The 17,371-nt window shown below is 75.0% G+C and carries 20 protein-coding genes; 9 read left to right on the top strand and 11 right to left on the bottom strand.

All coding sequences use genetic code 11. The annotated features are described in order from the left end of the window. Window positions 1-125: 125 nt before the first annotated feature. A complete protein-coding gene (locus tag ACI79D_RS22370; protein WP_456920712.1) occupies window positions 126-917 on the bottom strand; it encodes an exodeoxyribonuclease III in 792 nt (263 codons plus the stop codon). A 55-nt stretch (window positions 918-972) separates the two neighbouring features. Next, window positions 973-1,908, bottom strand: a complete 936-nt coding sequence (locus ACI79D_RS22365) for an acyl-ACP desaturase (protein ID WP_456920711.1) — start codon at window positions 1,906-1,908, stop codon at window positions 973-975. A 188-nt stretch (window positions 1,909-2,096) separates the two neighbouring features. On the opposite strand from ACI79D_RS22365, the gene ACI79D_RS22360 reads away from it, so the two are divergent. Continuing rightward, window positions 2,097-3,671, top strand: a complete 1,575-nt coding sequence (locus ACI79D_RS22360; protein WP_456920710.1) for an LCP family glycopolymer transferase — start codon at window positions 2,097-2,099, stop codon at window positions 3,669-3,671. An 83-nt stretch (window positions 3,672-3,754) separates the two neighbouring features. Here the strand turns inward: ACI79D_RS22360 and ACI79D_RS22355 are convergent, their stop codons facing one another. Both ACI79D_RS22355 and ACI79D_RS22350 read right to left on the bottom strand, forming a co-directional pair. Then, a complete protein-coding gene (locus ACI79D_RS22355; protein ID WP_456920709.1) occupies window positions 3,755-4,138 on the bottom strand; it encodes a VOC family protein in 384 nt (127 codons plus the stop codon). Between the two features lie 9 nt (window positions 4,139-4,147). Next, a complete protein-coding gene (locus tag ACI79D_RS22350; RefSeq protein ID WP_456920708.1) occupies window positions 4,148-4,420 on the bottom strand; it encodes an ArsR/SmtB family transcription factor in 273 nt (90 codons plus the stop codon). Window positions 4,421-4,474: 54 nt separating this feature from the next. Between ACI79D_RS22350 and ACI79D_RS22345 the strand changes: the two genes are divergently transcribed. Together ACI79D_RS22345 and ACI79D_RS22340 are read left to right on the top strand one after the other, a co-directional pair. After that, window positions 4,475-4,672 carry a hypothetical protein gene (locus ACI79D_RS22345; RefSeq protein ID WP_456920707.1) on the top strand — a complete coding sequence of 66 codons (198 nt, stop codon included), beginning with the start codon at window positions 4,475-4,477 and terminating at the stop codon, window positions 4,670-4,672. Between the two features lie 70 nt (window positions 4,673-4,742). Further along, window positions 4,743-4,943, top strand: a complete 201-nt coding sequence (locus ACI79D_RS22340) for a hypothetical protein (RefSeq protein ID WP_456920706.1) — start codon at window positions 4,743-4,745, stop codon at window positions 4,941-4,943. 24 nt (window positions 4,944-4,967) lie between these two features. On the opposite strand, the gene ACI79D_RS22335 is transcribed toward ACI79D_RS22340, so the two are convergent. From ACI79D_RS22335 to ACI79D_RS22305, 7 genes are all read right to left on the bottom strand, one after another. Next, window positions 4,968-5,786 carry an SDR family oxidoreductase gene (locus tag ACI79D_RS22335; RefSeq protein WP_456920705.1) on the bottom strand — a complete coding sequence of 273 codons (819 nt, stop codon included), beginning with the start codon at window positions 5,784-5,786 and terminating at the stop codon, window positions 4,968-4,970. Between the two features lie 100 nt (window positions 5,787-5,886). Next, entirely contained in the window at window positions 5,887-7,098 is a 1,212-nt protein-coding gene (locus tag ACI79D_RS22330; protein WP_456920704.1) for an acyl-CoA dehydrogenase family protein, read from the bottom strand. A 28-nt stretch (window positions 7,099-7,126) separates the two neighbouring features. Further along, window positions 7,127-7,417 (bottom strand): DUF3040 domain-containing protein, encoded by a 291-nt coding sequence (locus tag ACI79D_RS22325; protein WP_456920703.1) that lies wholly within the window; start codon window positions 7,415-7,417, stop codon window positions 7,127-7,129. 183 nt (window positions 7,418-7,600) lie between these two features. After that, window positions 7,601-8,050, bottom strand: a complete 450-nt coding sequence (locus ACI79D_RS22320; RefSeq protein ID WP_456920702.1) for a DUF4383 domain-containing protein — start codon at window positions 8,048-8,050, stop codon at window positions 7,601-7,603. A gap of 175 nt (window positions 8,051-8,225) precedes the next feature. Further along, complete coding sequence (locus ACI79D_RS22315) at window positions 8,226-9,869, bottom strand: carbamoyltransferase family protein (RefSeq protein WP_456920701.1); 1,644 nt, start codon at window positions 9,867-9,869, stop codon at window positions 8,226-8,228. Between the two features lie 186 nt (window positions 9,870-10,055). Further along, window positions 10,056-11,693 carry a RecQ family ATP-dependent DNA helicase gene (locus ACI79D_RS22310; RefSeq protein WP_456920699.1) on the bottom strand — a complete coding sequence of 546 codons (1,638 nt, stop codon included), beginning with the start codon at window positions 11,691-11,693 and terminating at the stop codon, window positions 10,056-10,058. Window positions 11,694-11,848: 155 nt separating this feature from the next. Further along, complete coding sequence (locus ACI79D_RS22305) at window positions 11,849-13,075, bottom strand: DUF2786 domain-containing protein (RefSeq protein WP_456920698.1); 1,227 nt, start codon at window positions 13,073-13,075, stop codon at window positions 11,849-11,851. Between the two features lie 128 nt (window positions 13,076-13,203). Here ACI79D_RS22305 and ACI79D_RS22300 point away from each other — a divergent pair, with 128 nt between their 5' ends. The 6 genes from ACI79D_RS22300 (at window position 13,204) to ACI79D_RS22275 (ending at window position 17,356) form a co-directional block, all read left to right on the top strand. Beyond that, window positions 13,204-13,599, top strand: coding sequence for a TOBE domain-containing protein (locus ACI79D_RS22300; RefSeq protein WP_456920697.1), 396 nt, complete (start codon window positions 13,204-13,206; stop codon window positions 13,597-13,599). 106 nt (window positions 13,600-13,705) lie between these two features. Beyond that, window positions 13,706-14,494 carry a molybdate ABC transporter substrate-binding protein gene (gene modA / locus ACI79D_RS22295; RefSeq protein WP_456920696.1) on the top strand — a complete coding sequence of 263 codons (789 nt, stop codon included), beginning with the start codon at window positions 13,706-13,708 and terminating at the stop codon, window positions 14,492-14,494. After that, a complete protein-coding gene (locus ACI79D_RS22290; protein WP_456920695.1) occupies window positions 14,491-15,291 on the top strand; it encodes an ABC transporter permease in 801 nt (266 codons plus the stop codon). The genes modA and ACI79D_RS22290 overlap by 4 nt, the downstream gene beginning before the upstream one ends. Beyond that, a complete protein-coding gene (locus ACI79D_RS22285) occupies window positions 15,288-16,343 on the top strand; it encodes an ABC transporter ATP-binding protein (protein WP_456920694.1) in 1,056 nt (351 codons plus the stop codon). The genes ACI79D_RS22290 and ACI79D_RS22285 overlap by 4 nt, the downstream gene beginning before the upstream one ends. Window positions 16,344-16,355: 12 nt before the next feature. After that, window positions 16,356-16,949, top strand: coding sequence for a nucleotidyltransferase family protein (locus ACI79D_RS22280; protein WP_456920693.1), 594 nt, complete (start codon window positions 16,356-16,358; stop codon window positions 16,947-16,949). Further along, the gene (locus ACI79D_RS22275; RefSeq protein ID WP_456920692.1) at window positions 16,946-17,356 is read left to right on the top strand and encodes a molybdenum cofactor biosynthesis protein MoaE; all 411 of its coding nucleotides are present in this window, start codon (window positions 16,946-16,948) and stop codon (window positions 17,354-17,356) included. The genes ACI79D_RS22280 and ACI79D_RS22275 overlap by 4 nt, the downstream gene beginning before the upstream one ends. The last annotated feature ends 15 nt before the right edge of the window (window positions 17,357-17,371 follow it).

Here is a 17,371-nt window from a genome sequence, read left to right as displayed (position 1 = left end):
CCCCCCCCCCCCCCCCCCCCCCCCCCCCCCCCCCCCCCCCCCCCCCCCCCCCCCCCCCCCCCCCCCCCCCCCCCCCCCCCCCCCCCCCCCCCCCCCCCCCCCCCCCCCCCCCCAGGGGGCCTTCGTCAGTCGGCCAGCTCGACGACGACGGGCGCGTGGTCGCTGGCGCCCTTGCCCTTGCGCTCCTCGCGGTCGATGCGCGCGCCGGTGGTGCGGGCGGCCAGGGCGGGGGAGCCGAGGACGAAGTCGATCCGCATGCCCTCGCGGCGGGGGAAGCGCAGCTGGGTGTAGTCCCAGTACGTGTAGACGCCGGGGCCCGGCGTGTGCGGCCGGACGACGTCGGCGTACCCGGCGTCGACGATCGCCCGGAACGCGGCCCGCTCTGGCTCGGAGACGTGCGTGGAGTGGGCGAAGACGCGCACGTCCCACACGTCGTCGTCCTGCGGGGCGATGTTCCAGTCGCCGACGAGGGCCACCGGGGCGGCGGGGTCCGCGGCGAGCCAGCCGGACGCCGTCGTCCGCAGTGCCTCCAGCCAGCGCAGCTTGTACTCGTAGTGCGGGTCGGTGAGCGTGCGACCGTTGGGCACGTAGAGGCTCCACACCCGCACCCCGCCGCAGGTGGCCCCCAGGGCGCGGGCCTCGGTGTCGGGGTCCTCGCCCCAGCAGGGCTGGCCGGGGAAGCCGATCTCGACGTCCTCCAGGCCGACCCGGGACAGGATCGCCACGCCGTTCCACTGCGAATAGCCGACGTGGGCGACCTGGTAGCCGAGGTCGGTGAAGCGGGACTCGGGGAACTGGTCGTCGCGGCACTTGGTCTCCTGCAGCGCGAGGACGTCGACGTCCGAGCGCTGCAGCCAGGCGACCACGCGGTCGGCCCGGCTGCGGATGGAGTTCACGTTCCAGGTCGCCAGCCGCACGTGGAACGACCTTACGGAGTGGGAGGGGCGCATCTCCCGCGCCCTGGCACTCCGCTCAGTCCTGGCGGGCGGCTTCGCGGGCGCGGGCGCGGTCGCGGCTCTCGACGAAGCGGGTGGCCTGTGCGTCGAGGCCGGCCAGGAACCCCGCGAGCTCCTCCCGGGCCTTCTCGCCGGCCGGGCCGAGGTCGGTGCGGTCGAAGACCCGCCACGCGCGCAGCACCGGGCTGACCACCTCGTCGTGGTGCAGCCGCAGGTCGTAGATCCCCGCCTTGGCGATGAGCGTGGAGTTCCTGCGGAAGCCGGCCATCGTGGCCCCGGGCATCTCGAAGCCGACGACCTCCTTGGTCACCGCCTGCATGGCGAGGTCGGGGTCGATGTCGAACGCCGCGGCCATGAGGTTCCGGTAGAAGACCATGTGCAGGTTCTCGTCGGTCGCGATGCGGGCGAGCAGCCGGTCGGCGACCGGGTCACCGGTGGCCCGCCCGGTGTTGCGGTGCGAGACGCGGGTGGCCAGTTCCTGGAAGGAGACGTAGGCGACCGCCTCCAGCGGCGTCTTGTCCCCGGAGTCGTACCCGAGCGTCATGTAGTCCATCCGGGCCCGCTCCAGCGCGACCGGGTCCACGCCGCGGGTGACGACGAGGTAGTCGCGCAGGGCGACCCCGTGCCGGTTCTCCTCCGCCGTCCACCGGCCGACCCACTGACCCCACGCGCCGTCCCGGCCGAAGCGGGTGGCGATCTCACGGTGGTAGCTGGGCAGGTTGTCCTCGGTGAGCAGGTTGACGAACATCGCCGCCTTCGCCGGCTCGTCGAGCCGGGACTGCTCCGGCGACCAGTCCTCGCCGCCGAGGAAGGCGAAGTCCCGCCCCCGCGACCACGGGACGTAGTCGTGCGGGTGCCACTCCTTGGCGACGGTCAGGTGGCGGTCGAGGTTCTGGGCGACCACCGGCTCGAGCTCGTGGAGCACCGCCGCGTGGGGGGACGTGCGGGTCATGGGGACCTCCGGTCGGTCCGTGGACGTCGGTCGGCTCCCTGCCGGGGTTCCCTGGCGGGACCGACGTCACGCATCGGGCCTCTCCGATCGGGTGCACCGCAGGTGGGACGCGCGGAACAGCCGGTACGGAGGGGTTCTGAGTGGGACCATGGTCGAATGACCCGGATCCGTCCTGCACAGGCGTGCCCGTGAGCGAGCACGAGGACGCGACCCAGCCCATCGGGGCGGCACGACCCCTCCCACCGCCGCACGGACCGGTCTACACCCGCGAGACCCGTGGGCGCTCCTTCTGGTCGGCGCTGGGCCTGACCGTCCTCGGCGCGATCGTGCCGGGGACGGCGTTCCTCGCGGCCGGGCGCCGCAAGCTCGGCGTCGTCACGCTGGTGCTCTTCGCCCTCCTGGTCGGCGGCGCGGTCTGGCTGGCCACCGCCGGACGGCGCACCGCGGTACGGATCGCGCTGGACACCGCGTCGCTGGGCTGGCTGCTGGCCGGGGTCGTCGCCGTGGCGCTGCTGTGGATGCTCGTTGTCGTCGCCGGCTACCGGGCGCTGCTGCCGGAGCGCACGTCCGGCGTCCGGAAGGCGCTCGGGGCGGTGGTCGTCCTGGCGCTGCTGGCCGGGATCGGGTACCCGTCGTTCCGGGCCGCCGAGGTGGCCACCGCCCAGCGCGGGCTGCTCGACGACCTCTTCGCCGACGACCGGCGGTCGGCGACGGTCGAGGACACCCCCGACCCGTTCGGCGACCAGGAGCGGGTCAACGTGCTGCTGCTCGGCGGGGACGGCGGCATCGGCCGCGAGGGCGTGCGCACCGACACCGTGATCGTGGCCAGCATCGACACCGACACCGGTGACACGACGCTGTTCAGCCTCCCGCGCAACCTCGAGGACCTGCCCTTCCCCGAGGACAGCCCGCTGGCCGAGGTCTACCCCGACGGCTTCGAGGGCGCCAACGAGGCCGACAGTCTGCTCAACGCGGTCTACCGCACCGGGCCGGCCTCGCACCCCGACATCCTCGGCCCCACCGACGACCCGGGCGCGGACTTCCTCAAGCTCGGCGTCGGCGAGGCGCTCGGCCTGCACATCGACTACTTCGTGCTGGTCAACCTCGACGGGTTCAGCCGGCTGGTCGACGCGCTCGGCGGGATCACCGTCAACGTCAACTACTACGTGCCGATCAACGGGATCACCGGCGAGGAGCTGCCGGACGACTACATCGAGCCGGGGCCGAACCAGCACATGGACGGCTGGACGGCCCTCCAGTTCGCCCGCGGTCGCTACGGGCTCACCGACTACGACCGGATGGCCCGCCAGCGCTGCACCATCGACGCGATCATCGACGCCGCCGACCCGGTCACCCTGCTGGAGCGCTACCAGGAGCTGGCGGCGACGACCCAGGACATCGTGAGCACCGACATCCCGCGGTCGGCGCTGGACGACTTCGTCGACCTCGGCTTCCTGGTCAAGGACGCCGAGGTGCGCAGCGTCGTCTTCGACGACAGCGTGATCACCCCGGCCTACCCCGACTACGACCTGATCCGGCAGATCGTGCAGGACGCCCTGGCGCCGGCCCCGGCTCCGGACGACTCCACGGACGGCGCCGACGGCACCGCCGCACCGACGCCGGCCGAGCAGACGCCGCCGCCGGCCGGCACCCCGGAGGGCGACGCGCAGGCCGTGACCGACGTCGGGGACGCCTGCGCCTACGACCCCGCGCAGGCGCAGGCCGCCCGGGACGCGGGGGAGCCGCCGAACCGCGCCGACTGAAACAGGACCTCGTCCAGGGGCTCGCCGTGGCCCCGTCCCGGGTCCCGTCCTGAGCTTGCGAAGGGTGGGGAGGACGGGGTCCTTCAGGTGCTCGCGAGCTGGATCAGGTTGCCGCAGGTGTCGTCGAGGACGGCGGTGGTCACCGGCCCCATGGTCAGCGGCTCCTGGGTGAAGGTGACGCCCAGCCCCTTCAGCCGCTCGTACTCCGCCGGGACGTCGTCCACCGCGAACGAGGTGAACGGGATGCCGTCGGCGACCAGCGCGGCCTTGAACGGCCCGACGGCCGGGTGCCCGTCGGGCTCGAGCACGAGCTCGACGCCGTCCGGGGCCTCCGGGGAGACGACGGTCAGCCAGCGGTGCTCGCCCAGGGGCACCTCCGTCTTCTTCACGAAGCCCAGCACCTCCGTGTAGAAGCGCAGGGCCTTCTCCTGGTCGTCGACGAGGACGCTGACGAGGTTGATGCGCACGAGTTCTCCTCAGGGGTCGATCCGCCACCGCTCGGTGATGGTCCGGAGGGGCCCGGTGTCCAGGGAGTGGAACTTGTACCGGCCCTCGCGGCGGGTCCGCACCAGGCCGGCGTCCTCGAGGACGTCCAGGTGCTGGGAGACGGCCTGGCGGGACGAGGTGAGCCCGTGCTTGGTGACCAGCCGGGCGCACAGCTCGAACAGCGTCTGACCGTCCCGCTCCTGGAGCTCGTCGAGGATCGCGCGCCGGGTCGGGTCCGCGAGGGCCTTGAACACGTCGCCCACGTCGGAACGATACGCAAGCAGGTGCTTGCATGACAAGGGCCTAGGGTCGGCTCCATGAGCTCTCCCCGACCGGCGGCGCGCCGCGAGCGACAGGTGGCCCTGCTGGTGGCGGGCGTGGCCGTCGTCCTGCTGGTGTCCTCACCGACCTGGTTCGCCAGCGACCAGGCCGGGGTCGGCGTGGCGCAGCTGTTCCTCGGCGTCGTCCTCGCGGGCGTGGCCGCGTTCCTGTACCGCCGGGCGCAGCGTCGCTGACGCCGTTGCGGGCCGACACGACCGGCATCACGCTGGACCGCGTCTGTCGGCGACCGAGCGGAGGTCAGTCGTGAAGCTGGACAAGCAGGAGCTGCTCCGGGTGCTGCGCACCGAGGGCGACAACGAGACGGCGGACGAGGTCGAGGCGCAGCTGCCCGACGAGATCGACACCGACCGGGACGGCGAGGCGCTCGCCGCCGTGGGGCTGGACCGCACGCAGCTCATGGCGAAGCTGGCCGGCGGCGGGTTCGGCTCGACGCTGGCGCCCTGAGGGCAGCGGCCGCCCGCCCGCACGTCACCGACCGCGCCAGGCGCCGCCGGCGGCCGCCGACCGCGCGTACTCCTCGAACGGCGTGGGCGGGCGACCGGTGACGCGGCGGACGGCGTCGTCCGGCTCGTCGTCGCCGCGGGCGCGCAGGCCGGCGAACGCGGCCATCTCCGCCTCGACCTCGGCGGGGTCGCGGCCGAGGTCCAGCTGGGCGCGGCGGTACGCGGCGGGGTCGCCGGCGAAGCGCGCCGGGGGACCGCCCGCTCCGGCGATGACCGCCAGCGCCTCGGCGAAGGAGAGCGCCCGCGGGCCGTGCAGCTCGTAGGTCCGGCCGCCGTGACCGTCGGTGGTCAGCGCGAGCGCCGCGACCGCGGCGACGTCCCCGGCGTCGACGAAGGCCTGGCGCAGGTCGCCGAGGGGCAGCGCCAGCTCGCCGGCGAGCACCGCGTCGCGGAAGAAGCCCTCGTCGAAGTCCTGGTCGAACCAGTTCGGCCGCAGCACCGTCCACTCCGCCCCCGAGTCGCGCACCGCCCGCTCGGCGTCCAGCAGCCGGGCGTCGCCCATCTCCTCGACCGCGCCGCTGGACAGCAGCACGATCCGGCGCACGTCACTCTCCGCGGCCAGCGACACGAACCGGGGGTCGACGGGGACGCCGTCGGGCGCCATCAGGTACACCGCCGCGACGCCGTCCAGCGCCGGTTGCCAGGTCTCCGGGGACGACCAGTCGAAGCGCGTGGCGCTGCTGCGGGACGCCGGTCGCACGGCGTGCCCGGCCTCGCGGAGGGCCTGGACCACGCGGCGCCCGGTGGTCCCGGTGGCGCCGAGGACGAGGACGGGACCGGTCATCCCCGCACCGTGGCACGGGGCGCCGACAACCCCGGGTCAGCGGAGTGCGGACAGCGAGGAATCCTCACTCCCCGCACTCCGCTCAGCCCGGGATGTCCCGTCAGCCCACGAACGGGCGGTCGCGGGCCAGCTCCTCGCGGGCGACCGAGCGCAGGTGGACGGCGTCCGGCCCGTCGGCGATGCGCAGCGTGCGGGCGGCGGCGTAGAAGCGGGCGAGCACCGTGTCGTCGCTGACGCCGGCACCGCCGTGCACCTGGATGGCCCGGTCGATGACCTCGCAGGCCACCCGCGGCGCCACCACCTTGATGCCGGCGATCTCGGTGCGGGCACCCTTGGCCCCGTACCGGTCGATCAGGTCGGCGGTCTTGAGCACCAGCAACCGGGCCTGGTCGATCTCCAGCCGGGAGAGCGCGACGAGCTCGCGGACGGTGCCCTGCTCGGCCAGCGCCCGCCCGAAGGCCACCCGGCCCTGCGCCCGGTCGACCATCAGCGCCAGGGCCCGCTCGGCCATGCCGAGGGCGCGCATGCAGTGGTGGATGCGTCCGGGGCCGAGCCGCGTCTGGGCGATCGCGAACCCGTCACCCTCGCCGGCGAGCAGGTTGCCCACCGGCACGCGGACGTCGGTGAGGACCAGCTCCGAGTGGCCGTGCTGGTCCTGGTACCCGAAGACCGGCAGGTGCCGCACGATCTCCAGCCCCGGGGTCTCCCGCGGCACCAGCACCATCGACTGCTGGCGGTGCGCCGGGCCCTGCGGATCGGTCTTCCCCATCACGATGAAGACCTGGCACCGCTCGTCGGCGGCGCCGGTGGTCCACCACTTCCGGCCGTTGACGACGTACTCGTCGCCGTCCCGGACGATCGAGGTCGTGATGTTGCGGGCGTCGGACGACGCGACGTCCGGCTCGGTCATCGCGAAGCCGGAGCGGATCTCGCCGTCGAGCAGGGGCTGCAGCCAGCGCTCCTTCTGCTCGGGCGTGCCGAACAGCATCAGCGTCTCCATGTTGCCGGTGTCCGGCGCCCCGCAGTTGGTCACCTCGGGGGCGATCGTCGGGCTCCAGCCGGTGATCTCGGCGACGGAGGCGTACTCCAGGTTGGTCAGCCCGCCGAGCTCGGGGGAGAACAGGTTCCACAGCCCGCGCTCGCGCGCCTCGGCCTTCAGCTCCTCGAGCACCGGCGGGTGCGCGTGGTCGTCGTGGCCGCGGGCGGCCCGCCACGCCGCGTAGACGGGCTCGGCGGGGAAGACCTGCTCGCGCATGAAGTCCCACATCCGGCCGCAGACGTCCTCGGCTCGGGCGGACAGGGAGAAGTCCATGCCCGCAACGTAGAGCTCCCGACGCGGGTCACGGGGGCGGTGGGTCGTCCTCCGGTGGGGACGGCGACAGCAGCCAGTGGCACACCAGCAGCGGCGTGGCCAGCACGGCGATGCCCAGGAGGCCGAACGCCATCGGCCCCAGGAGCACCGGCGCGAGCGCGGCGGTCAGGACGGCGGTGAAAGCCAGCCAGACCAGCACCCGCCCGTGGTCGCGCGGCGCGGCGGTCGGCTGGGGGCCGGCAGACAGCAGGGCGGCCAGGTCGGGGTCCTCGCGGGCGAGGTCCTCACCCAGGGCCCGCAGCACGGGGTCGTCGTCCACGGCGGTGCCTCCGGGAGCCGGAGCCTGCGGCGGTGCGCACGCCAGTAGGCGACCGCGTGGTCGCACTGTCGAGTGCCCCTGGTCACCGTGCCCGCAGGGACCTTGGGTGGTGCCCCGGACAGGCCGGAGGCCGGGCCCCTGCTCGGGACCCGGCCTCCGGGTGCGTGGCGCGGTGGTCCGTCCTCAGACGCGCGTGGATCGACCGCCCACGGCGCTGCGGACCGGACCCAGCGCGATGACCAGACCGACCAGCGCGGTCAGGAGGTGCAGCACGTTGTCGGCGGCGTTGATGCTCAGGAAGTCCCAGGTCTCCCCGATGGCGATCAGGCCGTAGACGAACGCCGCGCCGTAACCGACGGCGAGCAGCCAGCCGTAGGTGCGCGCCCCGGCGAGGGTGCGCGCCAGGAGCAGCCCGGCGATGCCGATCACGATGTGCACGACGTTGTGCATGCCGTTGATCTCGAAGCCGAGCAGGGTCTTGCCGGTGTCGTGGGCGAAGAAGCCCTCGAAGCCGGTGACGAAGAAGCCGATGATGCCGACGATCAGGTAGATCGCCCCGAAGGCCAGCGCCAGGGCCTGGGGCCAGGTCATGGCCCCCCGGCCGGTGCCGGCGTCGCCGGGTGCTGCGGACATGGATGGTCCTCCCAGGTGTAATCGGCCCGCCCTGTTCTGGACGGCCCGGAGCCGGAAATACCCGCAGGTCGCGGTCGCTAACGGCCGCCCCCCGTCGGGGGGACGACCGTCACCTGACCGTGACCTGCTGGTCCGGTCCCGTCACCCGGGTGTTCGCTCCGCCCCGCCGACCGGTTCAGCGCGGCGTCGGCTTCGGGCGCCGGACGACGAACGGGCCGATCGCCAGCAGGTCGACCGGGGCCGAACCGAAGCACTCCAGGGCGTCGCGCGGGTCGTCGACCATCGGCCGGCCGGCGGTGTTCAGGCTCGTGTTGACCACGACCGGCAGCCCGGTGCGCCGCTCGAAGCACTCGAGCATGCGGGCGACCAGCGGCTCCTCGGCCCGCTCCACGGTCTGGATGCGCGCCGTCCCGTCGACGTGGGTGACCGTGGGGATGCGGTCGCGCCACTCGGGGGCGACGTCGTGCACGAAGAGCATGTAGCGCGACGGGATCGGGCCCCGGCTGAAGATCTCCGGCGCCCGCTCGGCCAGGACCATGGGCGCGACCGGGCGGAACTGCTCGCGGCCCTTGACGTTGTTCATCCGCTCGAGGTTGGCCTCGTACCCGGGGTGGGCCAGTAGCGACCGGTGGCCCAGCGCGCGCGGGCCGTACTCGCTGCGGCCCTGGAACCAGGCGACGATCCCGTTGTCGGCCAGGACGGCGGCGACGGCGTCGGCGACGTCGTGCGGCCGCTCGTAGTCGATCGCGGCCGTCCGCAGCCACTGCTCGATCTCGTCGTCGGACCAGCCGCGGCCGAGGTCGGCGCCGGGCATCGGCTCGGTCTGCTCGCCGAGCACGCGGGCCACGTGCAGGGCGCTGCCGAGCGCGGTGCCGGCGTCACCGGCGGCCGGCTGCACCCACACGTCCTCGAAGGGGGTCTCGGCGTAGATGCGGGTGTTGGCGACGCAGTTCAGCGCCGTGCCGCCGGCGAGGGTCAGCGTGCGCTCGCCGGTCTGCTCGTACAGCCACCGGGCCAGGTCGAGCATGACCTCCTCCAGCCGCTGCTGGACGGAGGCGGCGAGGTCGGCGTGGTCCGGGGTCCAGTCGTCGCCCTTGCCCAGCCGGGGCGCGAACTCGGAGAAGTCGATCCGCTCGGTGCGGAAGCCGCCGTCGTCGGTGGCCCGGATGAGCTCGGTGAGCTCGCCGAGGAACCGCGGCTTGCCGTACGAGGCCATCGCCATGACCTTGAACTCGTCGCTGCTGCGCAGGAAGCCCAGGTGGTCGGTGAGCTCCTCGTACATCAGACCGAGGGAGTGCGGCAGCGCCTGGCCGGCCAGGACCTCCAGCTGCCCGTCGACGTAGCGGCCGGCCAGGTGGCTGTGCGCCTCACCGCGGCCGTCGAGAACGAGCACGGCGTTGGACGGCGTGGGGGCGGCCAGCCCGGCGGAGGCCGCGTGTGCCACGTGGTGCTTGACGAAGCGGACCTTGGCCGGGTCGAGGCCGGGCAGCGCGTGGGCGAGGAACTCGGGGGCCTTCTCCGCGTACATCTTCCGCATGACGTCGCCGGGGTCGTTCAGCCCGGACTCCTCCGGCGTCCCCATCAGGGCGGGGTCGAAGGAGTAGGCGACGGCGTCGAGCTCCTCGGGGTGGACGCCGGCCTCGGCGAGGCACCACGCCGCCGACAGCTCCGGCAGCTCCCAGGCGCTCCACGGCAGGGGTCGCTTGCCGTGCTTGCGACGGCTGAAGCGCTCCTCCTCCGCGGCGGCCACGATGCGGCCGTCGACGACGAGCGCCGCTGCGGGGTCGTGGTAGATCGCGTTGATGCCGAGGACCTTCACCCGTGTACTCCTCCCGCCGGGCGGGGACCGCCCGATCCGTCGTTGTGTTGATCATCGAGCCGGTGACCTTGGTCCGCATGGCGAACGGCCCAGGTCACCCGACCGTGGCCCCGCGAGGCCGGCATCGGCCCTGCTGCAGGGACCCGCGCCGAGCTCGCGAGGCGTGGGGGGCAGCGGGGTCCTTCCTCAGTCGCGGCGGCGCAGCAGGTCGTGCTCGGTGACCGCGGCCAGGGCGAGGGTCTTGTAGCCGACCTCCTCGAAGAGGACGACGACCCGGTCGTCCTCCACCCGCATGACCACGCCCGGACCCCACTCGGCGTGCTCGACGGGCGTCTGTGCCGGGAACGGGGTGTCGTCGTCGGCGGCCGGCTGCTCCTGGGACAGCCCGGCCGAGCAGTTGTCGCAGTTGCCGCACGGCTTCTCCAGCTGCTCGCCGAAGTAGCCGAGCAGGAACTGCCGCCGGCACTCGGTGGTCTCGGCGTAGCCGCGCATCATCTCGACCCGGCTCTGGTCGACCCGCTCGTGGTGCTCGGCCAGCTCGTGCGCGGCCGAGGCGGCCTCCCCGGGGCTCGGCGCTCCCTCGGCCGGGTGGGCGGCGCCCTCGTCGTCGAGCACCACCGCCGACACCTGCTCGAGCAGGTTCAGGTCGCGGGCCAGCGGGGTGGCGCCCCGGCCGGTCTCCTCGCGCAGCTGCTCGACGTCGACGCCGTCCTCGATTCCGGCGACCTCCGCGGCGGCGACCAGGCCGGCCACCTGCTGCAGCTCCTCCTCGGCCGGGATGCCGGCGGCGAAGAACTTGCGGACGCCGAGGTCCTCCTGCCGGTACACCAGCACCGCCAGCGCCGGCTGCCCGTCGCGGCCGGCGCGGCCGATCTCCTGGTAGTAGCTGTCGACGGAGTCGGCCGGCTCGGCGTGGACGACGAAGCGGGTGTCGGGCTTGTCGATGCCCATGCCGAAGGCGGTCGTGGCGACGACGACGTCGAGCTCGTCGTCCATGAACGCCCGCTGGGTCTCCTCGCGGTCGGCCTTGCGCAGCCCCGCGTGGTAGGGCGCCGCCCGCAGCCCGCGCTCGGTGAGCTCGGTGGCGATCTCCTCGGTGCCCTTGCGGGTGGCGCTGTAGACGATGCCCGGCGTCCGCCCGTCGCCGACCTCGGCCAGCACGCGGTCGAGGACCGCCTGCTGCTTGCCGTGGGCGTCGGCGTGCTGCTCGACCTCCAGCCGGATCTCCGGACGGTCGAAGCCGGCGACGACGGTCCGCGGGTCGCGCATGGCCAGCCGCTCGAGGATCTCCGCGCGCACCGGCGGCGCCGCGGTCGCGGTGAGCGCCAGCACGGTTGGGTGCCCGAGCTGCTCGACGACCGCGCCCAGCCGCAGGTAGTCGGGGCGGAAGTCGTGCCCCCAGGCGGAGACGCAGTGCGCCTCGTCCACCACGAACAGCGCCGGCTGCGCCTCGGCGACCGCCTCCACCACCTCGGGCTTGGCCAGCTGCTCGGGCGCGAGGAACAGGTAGCGGACCGTTCCGTCCGCCAGGCCCTCCAGGGCGGCCCGCTGGTCACCGGCCGACAGGGCCGAGTTCAGCTGCGCGGCCTGCCCGTCGAGGCCGTCGAGCTCCTCGAGCCGGTCGACCTGGTCGCGCTGCAGGGCGATGAGCGGGGAGACGACCAGCACCGGGCCGTCCGCGAGCTGGCCGGCGACCTGGTAGACCGCGGACTTGCCGGCGCCCGAGGGCAGCACCGCGAGGGTGTCGCGCCCCTCGACCACCGCCTTCATCGCCTCCTCCTGGCCGGGCCGGAACTCCTCGATGCCGAGGAGGTCGCGAGCCACCGCGCGGACGCGGCGGGTGCGGACGGAGGGGGACGCCCCGGCGGGGTGGTCCTCGTTGTTGCGGGGCACCGGCTCCCGCTGCCCGGGGGCCGAGGTCGGCAAACGGAACGCCGGTGTGCTGTGCCGCGCACCGCGTCCCTGCGGGGCTGGTGCGGTCACCGCAACCGCGAGCGGCGGGACCCGACGTCGGCGGAGTCCGCGGCGGCCCGGCCGGCGTACCAGCCCGCAGGGTCCATCGACGCCCGGCTGCGGCTGGTGCGCACCCGGGGGAACAGCTCGGTGAAGGCCTCGTCCACCGCCTGCTGCCGCGAGCGCAGGACCGGCAGCAGGTCCACGCCGTGCTCCGCCGCCGCGCTGGACGTGGCCCGCTCGCGGCTGGTCCGCAGTCGTTCGCCGATGCGGCCCGCGTAACCCAGCAGGAACGCCCGCCGGAAGGGGCGGGACGCTGGTCCCCGCGCCGCGGACCGCTCGGCCGCCGCGAGGGCCGGGCCCGCCTGCAGCAGCAGGGAGGTGAACAGCAGCTCGACCGCGTCGAGGTCGGAGGGGATGCCGACCAGGTTGGCGATGGCCAGGCTCCGGTACCAGACCAGCCGCACGTCGTTGGCGTCCGCGACCGCCCCGAGCAACTGCATCTTGGCCCGCACGTACGGGTCGTCGACGTGCACCCGCCGGGTGCCGACCACCGCCCCGGCCGAGCCGGGGCGGCCCGAGTCCAGGAGCGCGGCGTCGACCGCGTGCCGGGCCATCAGCTCCTGCGCCTTGGCGGTGAGCGCCTCGGCCTCCTCCGGGAACTCCGTCGACTCCGCCTTGGCCAGCAGGCTGCGGATGCGCCGCAGCAGCCGTGCGTCGGCGGCGGCCGGGGCGGGCTCCGCGCGGCGGGTCTCCGTGCCCCACCGGGAGGGCGGCGGCACCAGCCGGTCGATCCGGGGGAGCGTGCGCAGGACGCCGGCCACGTGCAGCACACCGCGCCAGGCCTCGGCGGCGGGGCGGCTCTCGGCCCGGTGCCAGGCGGCGACGACGTCCCCGTCGCCCGGGTCGAGGGCGCCCAGCTCGCGCAGCTGGGACACCCACGGCTCGGGCGCCCGCGCGGCGGCGTCGGTCCGCCGGGCGTCCTCGGCGAGCAGCGCGACGGTCAGCCGCGCCGCTCGGCCGGCCGCCTGGCGGCGCACCGCGTGCACGACGTCGGCCGGCTGCCACCCCCGCTCCCAGGCCTCGGCGAGGGCGGAGAGCAACGCCCGGGTCGCCCGGCCCGCGGCGTCGACGGCGGGGTCTCGCGCGGCCAGCACGGCGGCCGTCTCGTCGGCGTCGCGCGGGTCGTCGAGCCAGTGGCCGGCGAGGAGCAGGTCGCGCAGCCAGGTCTCGTCCGCAGTCGTCGTCCCCATGCCGGGCATGCTCCCCCGCCGCCGCCCCGGAGGCCGGTCGCGCCTGTGGACGACGCCGGGCGGTCCACAGATCCGCGCCTGCGCCTTCCTCGTCGGGGGAGGACCGCAGCCGCGGCTAGGCTCGGCCCGTGGCCGCCTCCTACCGCATCGCCGAGGCAGCCGCGCTGCTCGGCGTGAGCGACGACACGGTGCGCCGCTGGATCGACAGCGGCCGCCTGCCCGCCCGCCGCGACGGCGGTGGCCCGGCCCAGGTGGACGGCGCCGAGCTCGCCCGGGTCGCCACCCGGCTGCACGAGGCGCCCGAACCCGGCACCACGCGGCACTCCTCGGCCCGCAACCGGCTCACCGGCATCGTCACCCGCGTCCTGCGGGACACGGTCATGGCCCAGGTGGAGATCCAGGCGGGGCCGTTCCGGGTGGTCTCGCTGATGTCCCGCGAGGCGGCCGACGAGCTGGGCCTCGACGTCGGCGTCCGGGCGGTGGCGACGATCAAGGCCACCCAGGTCAGCGTCGACGTCCCCTGATCCGGCAGTAGCGGACGAGTCGCGGCCGGATCGCGCGCACCTGCGGATCGCAGTGCGCTACGGTCCCGCAGACGCGGACACGCCTGTCCGGGAACGTGGAGGTCCGATGAACACGCGCGTCCCCCTGGTGCTGACGCTCGCGGCCACGCTGGTGCTCACGGCGTGCGGCGGGTCGGACGACGGCGCGGCGGGTCCCGCCCCGGCCACGGACGACGGGCTCAGCGGAACGCTCACCGTCTTTGCGGCCGCCTCGCTCACCGACGTCTTCACCGAGCTCAGCGACCGGCTCGAGCAGGACGCCCCGGACCTCGACGTCCAGTTCAACTTCGCGGGCAGCTCCGCGCTCGCCACGCAGCTCACCCAGGGAGCCCCGGCCGACGTCTTCGCCTCGGCCAACGAGACCCAGATGCAGGTGGTGACCGATGCCGGGCTGCAGGCCGCCGACCCGACGGTGTTCACGTCGAACGTCCTGCAGATCGCCGTCCCCGCGGGCAACCCCGCCGGCGTGACCGGCCTGGCCGACTTCGGGCGGGAGGACCTCACCCTCGCGATCTGCGCACCGGAGGTGCCGTGCGGGGCCGCCGCCGACGACGTCCTCGCCGCCGCCGGGGTCACCGCCGTGCCCGACACCCTGGAGGAGGACGTGCGGGCGGCCCTGACCAAGGTGGAACTGGGCGAGGTCGACGCCGCGCTGGTCTACACCACCGACGTCACCGCGGCCGGCGACGCCGTCGAGGGGCTGGACTTCCCGGAGGCCGAGGACGCGGTCAACGACTACCCGATCGTGACGCTGGCCGACGCCCCCAACCCCGCGGCGGCGGCCGCGTTCGTCGACCTGGTGCAGTCCGGGGAGGGGCAGCAGGCGCTCGCCGACGCCGGCTTCCGGACCCCGTGAGACGGGAGGCCGGGGTCCCGCTGCCGCTGCTGGTCCCGGCGCTGCTGGCGGTCGTCTTCCTCGTCCTGCCGCTGGTCGGTCTGGTCGTCCGGGCGCCGTGGGGCGGGCTGTGGCCGCAGCTGACCTCGCCGGCCGTCGGCGAGGCGCTGCGGCTCTCGCTGGTCTCGGCGACGCTGGCCACCGCGGTCTCGCTGGTGCTCGGGGTGCCGCTGGCCTGGGTGCTGGCCCGCTCCCGCGCCCGGGGGCGTTCGGTGCTGCGCGCCCTGGTCACCGTGCCGCTGGTGCTGCCGCCGGTGGTCGGCGGCGTCGCGCTGTTCCTCGTCCTCGGCCGGCAGGGGATCGTCGGCCGGTGGCTGGACTCGGCCTTCGACGTCACCATCCCGTTCACGACGACCGCGGTGGTCATCGCGGAGACGTTCGTGGCGATGCCGTTCCTCGTCATCAGCGTCGAGGGGGCGCTGCGCGCGGCCGACGCGCGCTTCGAGGACGCCGCGGCCACCCTCGGGGCCGACCGCTGGACGACGTTCCGCCGGGTCACCCTCCCGCTGGTGGCGCCGGGCATCGCGGCCGGCGCGGTGCTGTGCTGGGCCCGCGCCCTGGGCGAGTTCGGCGCCACGATCACCTTCGCCGGCAACTTCCCGGGGACGACGCAGACCATGCCGCTGGCCGTGTACCTGGCGCTGCAGCGGGACCCGGAGGCGGCGATCGTCCTCTCGCTCGTGCTGCTGGTGGTCTCGCTGGCCACGCTGCTGCTCCTGCGTGACCGCTGGCTGTCCCGCGCCGGGGCCGCCGCGTGAGCCTGGCGGCCTCGATCACCGTGGCCCGCGGCGCGCTCACCGTCGGCGTCGACCTGGAGGTCGCCGACGGGGAGGTGCTCGCCGTCCTCGGGCCGAACGGGGCGGGCAAGTCCACGCTGCTGCGCGTGCTCGCCGGCCTGCTCCGCCCCGACGGCGGCCGGGTGGCCGTCGACGGCCGCGACGTGTGGGACGACGTCCCCGCCGGCGTGCACGTGCCCGCGCACGAGCGCCGCCTCGGCATGGTCTTCCAGGACCACCTGCTCTTCCCGCACCTGACGGTCACCGACAACGTCGCCTTCGGCCTGCGCACCCGGGGCGTCCGCAAGGCCGCGGCGCGCGCGGCCGCGGGGGAGTGGCTGGCGCGGGTGGGCCTCGAGGGCCTCGGCGACCGCCGTCCCGGGCAGCTGTCGGGCGGTCAGGCGCAGCGGGCCGCGCTCGCCCGGGCGCTGGTCGGCGACCCCGACGTCCTGCTGCTCGACGAGCCGCTGTCGGCGCTGGACGCCCGCACCCGGCTCACCGTCCGCGCCGAGCTGCGCCGGCACCTGGCCGGCTTCGGCGGCAGCACCGTCCTGGTCACCCACGACCCCGTCGACGCCATGGCACTGGCCGACCGGGTGGTCGTCGTCGAGGAGGGGCGGGTGGTCCAGGCCGGGACGCCGGCCGACGTCAGCCGGCACCCGCGCACCGACTACGTGGCCCGGCTGGTCGGGCTGGCGCTGCTGCCGGGCACCGGCGCGGGCACGTCGGTGCGGCTGGACGGCGGCGGCACGGTGGCGGTGGCCGAGGAGGCGGCGGGGCCGGTGTTCGTCGCCGTCCGGCCCGAGTCGGTCGCGCTGTACCTCAGCGCCCCGCACGGCAGCCCGCGCAACGTCTGGTGCCTGCGCCTGGTGTCGGCGACCCCGCACGGGGCCACGGTGCGCTGCGAGCTCGACGGCGAGGTGCCGCTGGTCGCCGACGTCACCGCGACCGCCTTCGCCGAGCTGGGCCTGGCGCCGGGGTCGCAGGTGTGGGCGGCGGTGAAGGCCTCCGAGGTCGCCGTCTACGCCCGCTGAGAGGCTGACCCCATGAGCGCAGTCGCGGGTCTCGTCCTCGCCGCCGGCGGCGGCCGCCGCTACGGGATGCCCAAGGCGCTGGCCGAGTACGAGGGCAGCCTGCTGGTGGAGCGGGCGGTCCGGACGGCGCGGCAGGTGTGCGACCCGGTGCTCGTCGTCCTCGGCGCCCGCGCGGTCGACGTCTGGCGGACCGCCGACCTCGACGGCGCGACGGTGCTGGCCAACCGCGACTGGGAGACCGGCATGGCCTCGTCCCTCCGCACCGGCCTGGAGGGGCTGCGCGGCTGGCCGGGACGCGTCGACGCGGCCCTCGTGCTGCTGGTCGACATGCCGGGCATGACCCCGGCCGCGCTGGCCCGGATGGCGCAGCACGCCGCGCCCGACGCGCTCGCCGTCGCCACCTACGACGGCGTCCGCGGGCACCCGGTGCTGCTCGGCCGGGAGCACTGGGCCGGCGTCGGGGAGACGGCGACCGGCGACGAGGGTGCCCGCCGCTACCTGGCCGCCCACGAGGTGACCGAGGTGGACTGCACCGGCCTGGCCGACCCCACCGACCTCGACGTCCCGCCGGGGAGCGACCCCTCCGGGGTACCGTCGGCGCCGTGATCGCCCGGGTCGTGGACACGCCGCTGTCGGTCGCCGAGCACGAGGACGCCGTGGCCGACAAGGCCGCCGGCGCGGTCGTGTCCTTCGCCGGTGTGGTGCGCGACCACGACGGCGGCCGCTCGGTGACCGAGCTGGAGTACGTCGGCCACCCCACGGCGCAGGAGGTCATCGTCGAGCTGGCCCAGGAGTTCGCCGCCCGGCCCGAGGTGCACGCCGTGGCGGTGTCGCACCGCGTCGGGATGCTGGGCATCGGCGACGTCGCGCTGGCCTGCGCGGTCAGCGCCTCGCACCGCGGCCAGGCGTTCGCCGCGTGTGCCGAGCTCGTCGACGAGGTGAAGAAGCGGCTGCCGATCTGGAAGCGGCAGGTCTTCACCGACGGCGAGGAGGAGTGGGTCGCCTGCCCCTAGGGCGTGCCCGGGGCC

The sequence above is a fragment of the Geodermatophilus sp. SYSU D00708 genome (assembly GCF_054050115.1).
This window is presented reverse-complemented; position numbering and strand designations above follow the sequence as displayed.

Bases quoted from the DNA above. Each gene is read 5' to 3' on its own strand.
- modA (WP_456920696.1), top strand. From the start codon at position 13,706: ATGAACACGCGCGTCCCCCTGGTGCTGACGCTCGCGGCCACGCTGGTG.
- ACI79D_RS22320 (WP_456920702.1), bottom strand. From the start codon at position 8,050: ATGTCCGCAGCACCCGGCGACGCCGGCACCGGCCGGGGGGCCATGACC.
- ACI79D_RS22365 (WP_456920711.1), bottom strand. From the start codon at position 1,908: ATGACCCGCACGTCCCCCCACGCGGCGGTGCTCCACGAGCTCGAGCCG.
- ACI79D_RS22280 (WP_456920693.1), top strand. From the start codon at position 16,356: ATGAGCGCAGTCGCGGGTCTCGTCCTCGCCGCCGGCGGCGGCCGCCGC.
- ACI79D_RS22305 (WP_456920698.1), bottom strand. From the start codon at position 13,075: ATGGGGACGACGACTGCGGACGAGACCTGGCTGCGCGACCTGCTCCTC.
- ACI79D_RS22345 (WP_456920707.1), top strand. From the start codon at position 4,475: ATGAGCTCTCCCCGACCGGCGGCGCGCCGCGAGCGACAGGTGGCCCTG.
- ACI79D_RS22330 (WP_456920704.1), bottom strand. From the start codon at position 7,098: ATGGACTTCTCCCTGTCCGCCCGAGCCGAGGACGTCTGCGGCCGGATG.
- ACI79D_RS22335 (WP_456920705.1), bottom strand. From the start codon at position 5,786: ATGACCGGTCCCGTCCTCGTCCTCGGCGCCACCGGGACCACCGGGCGC.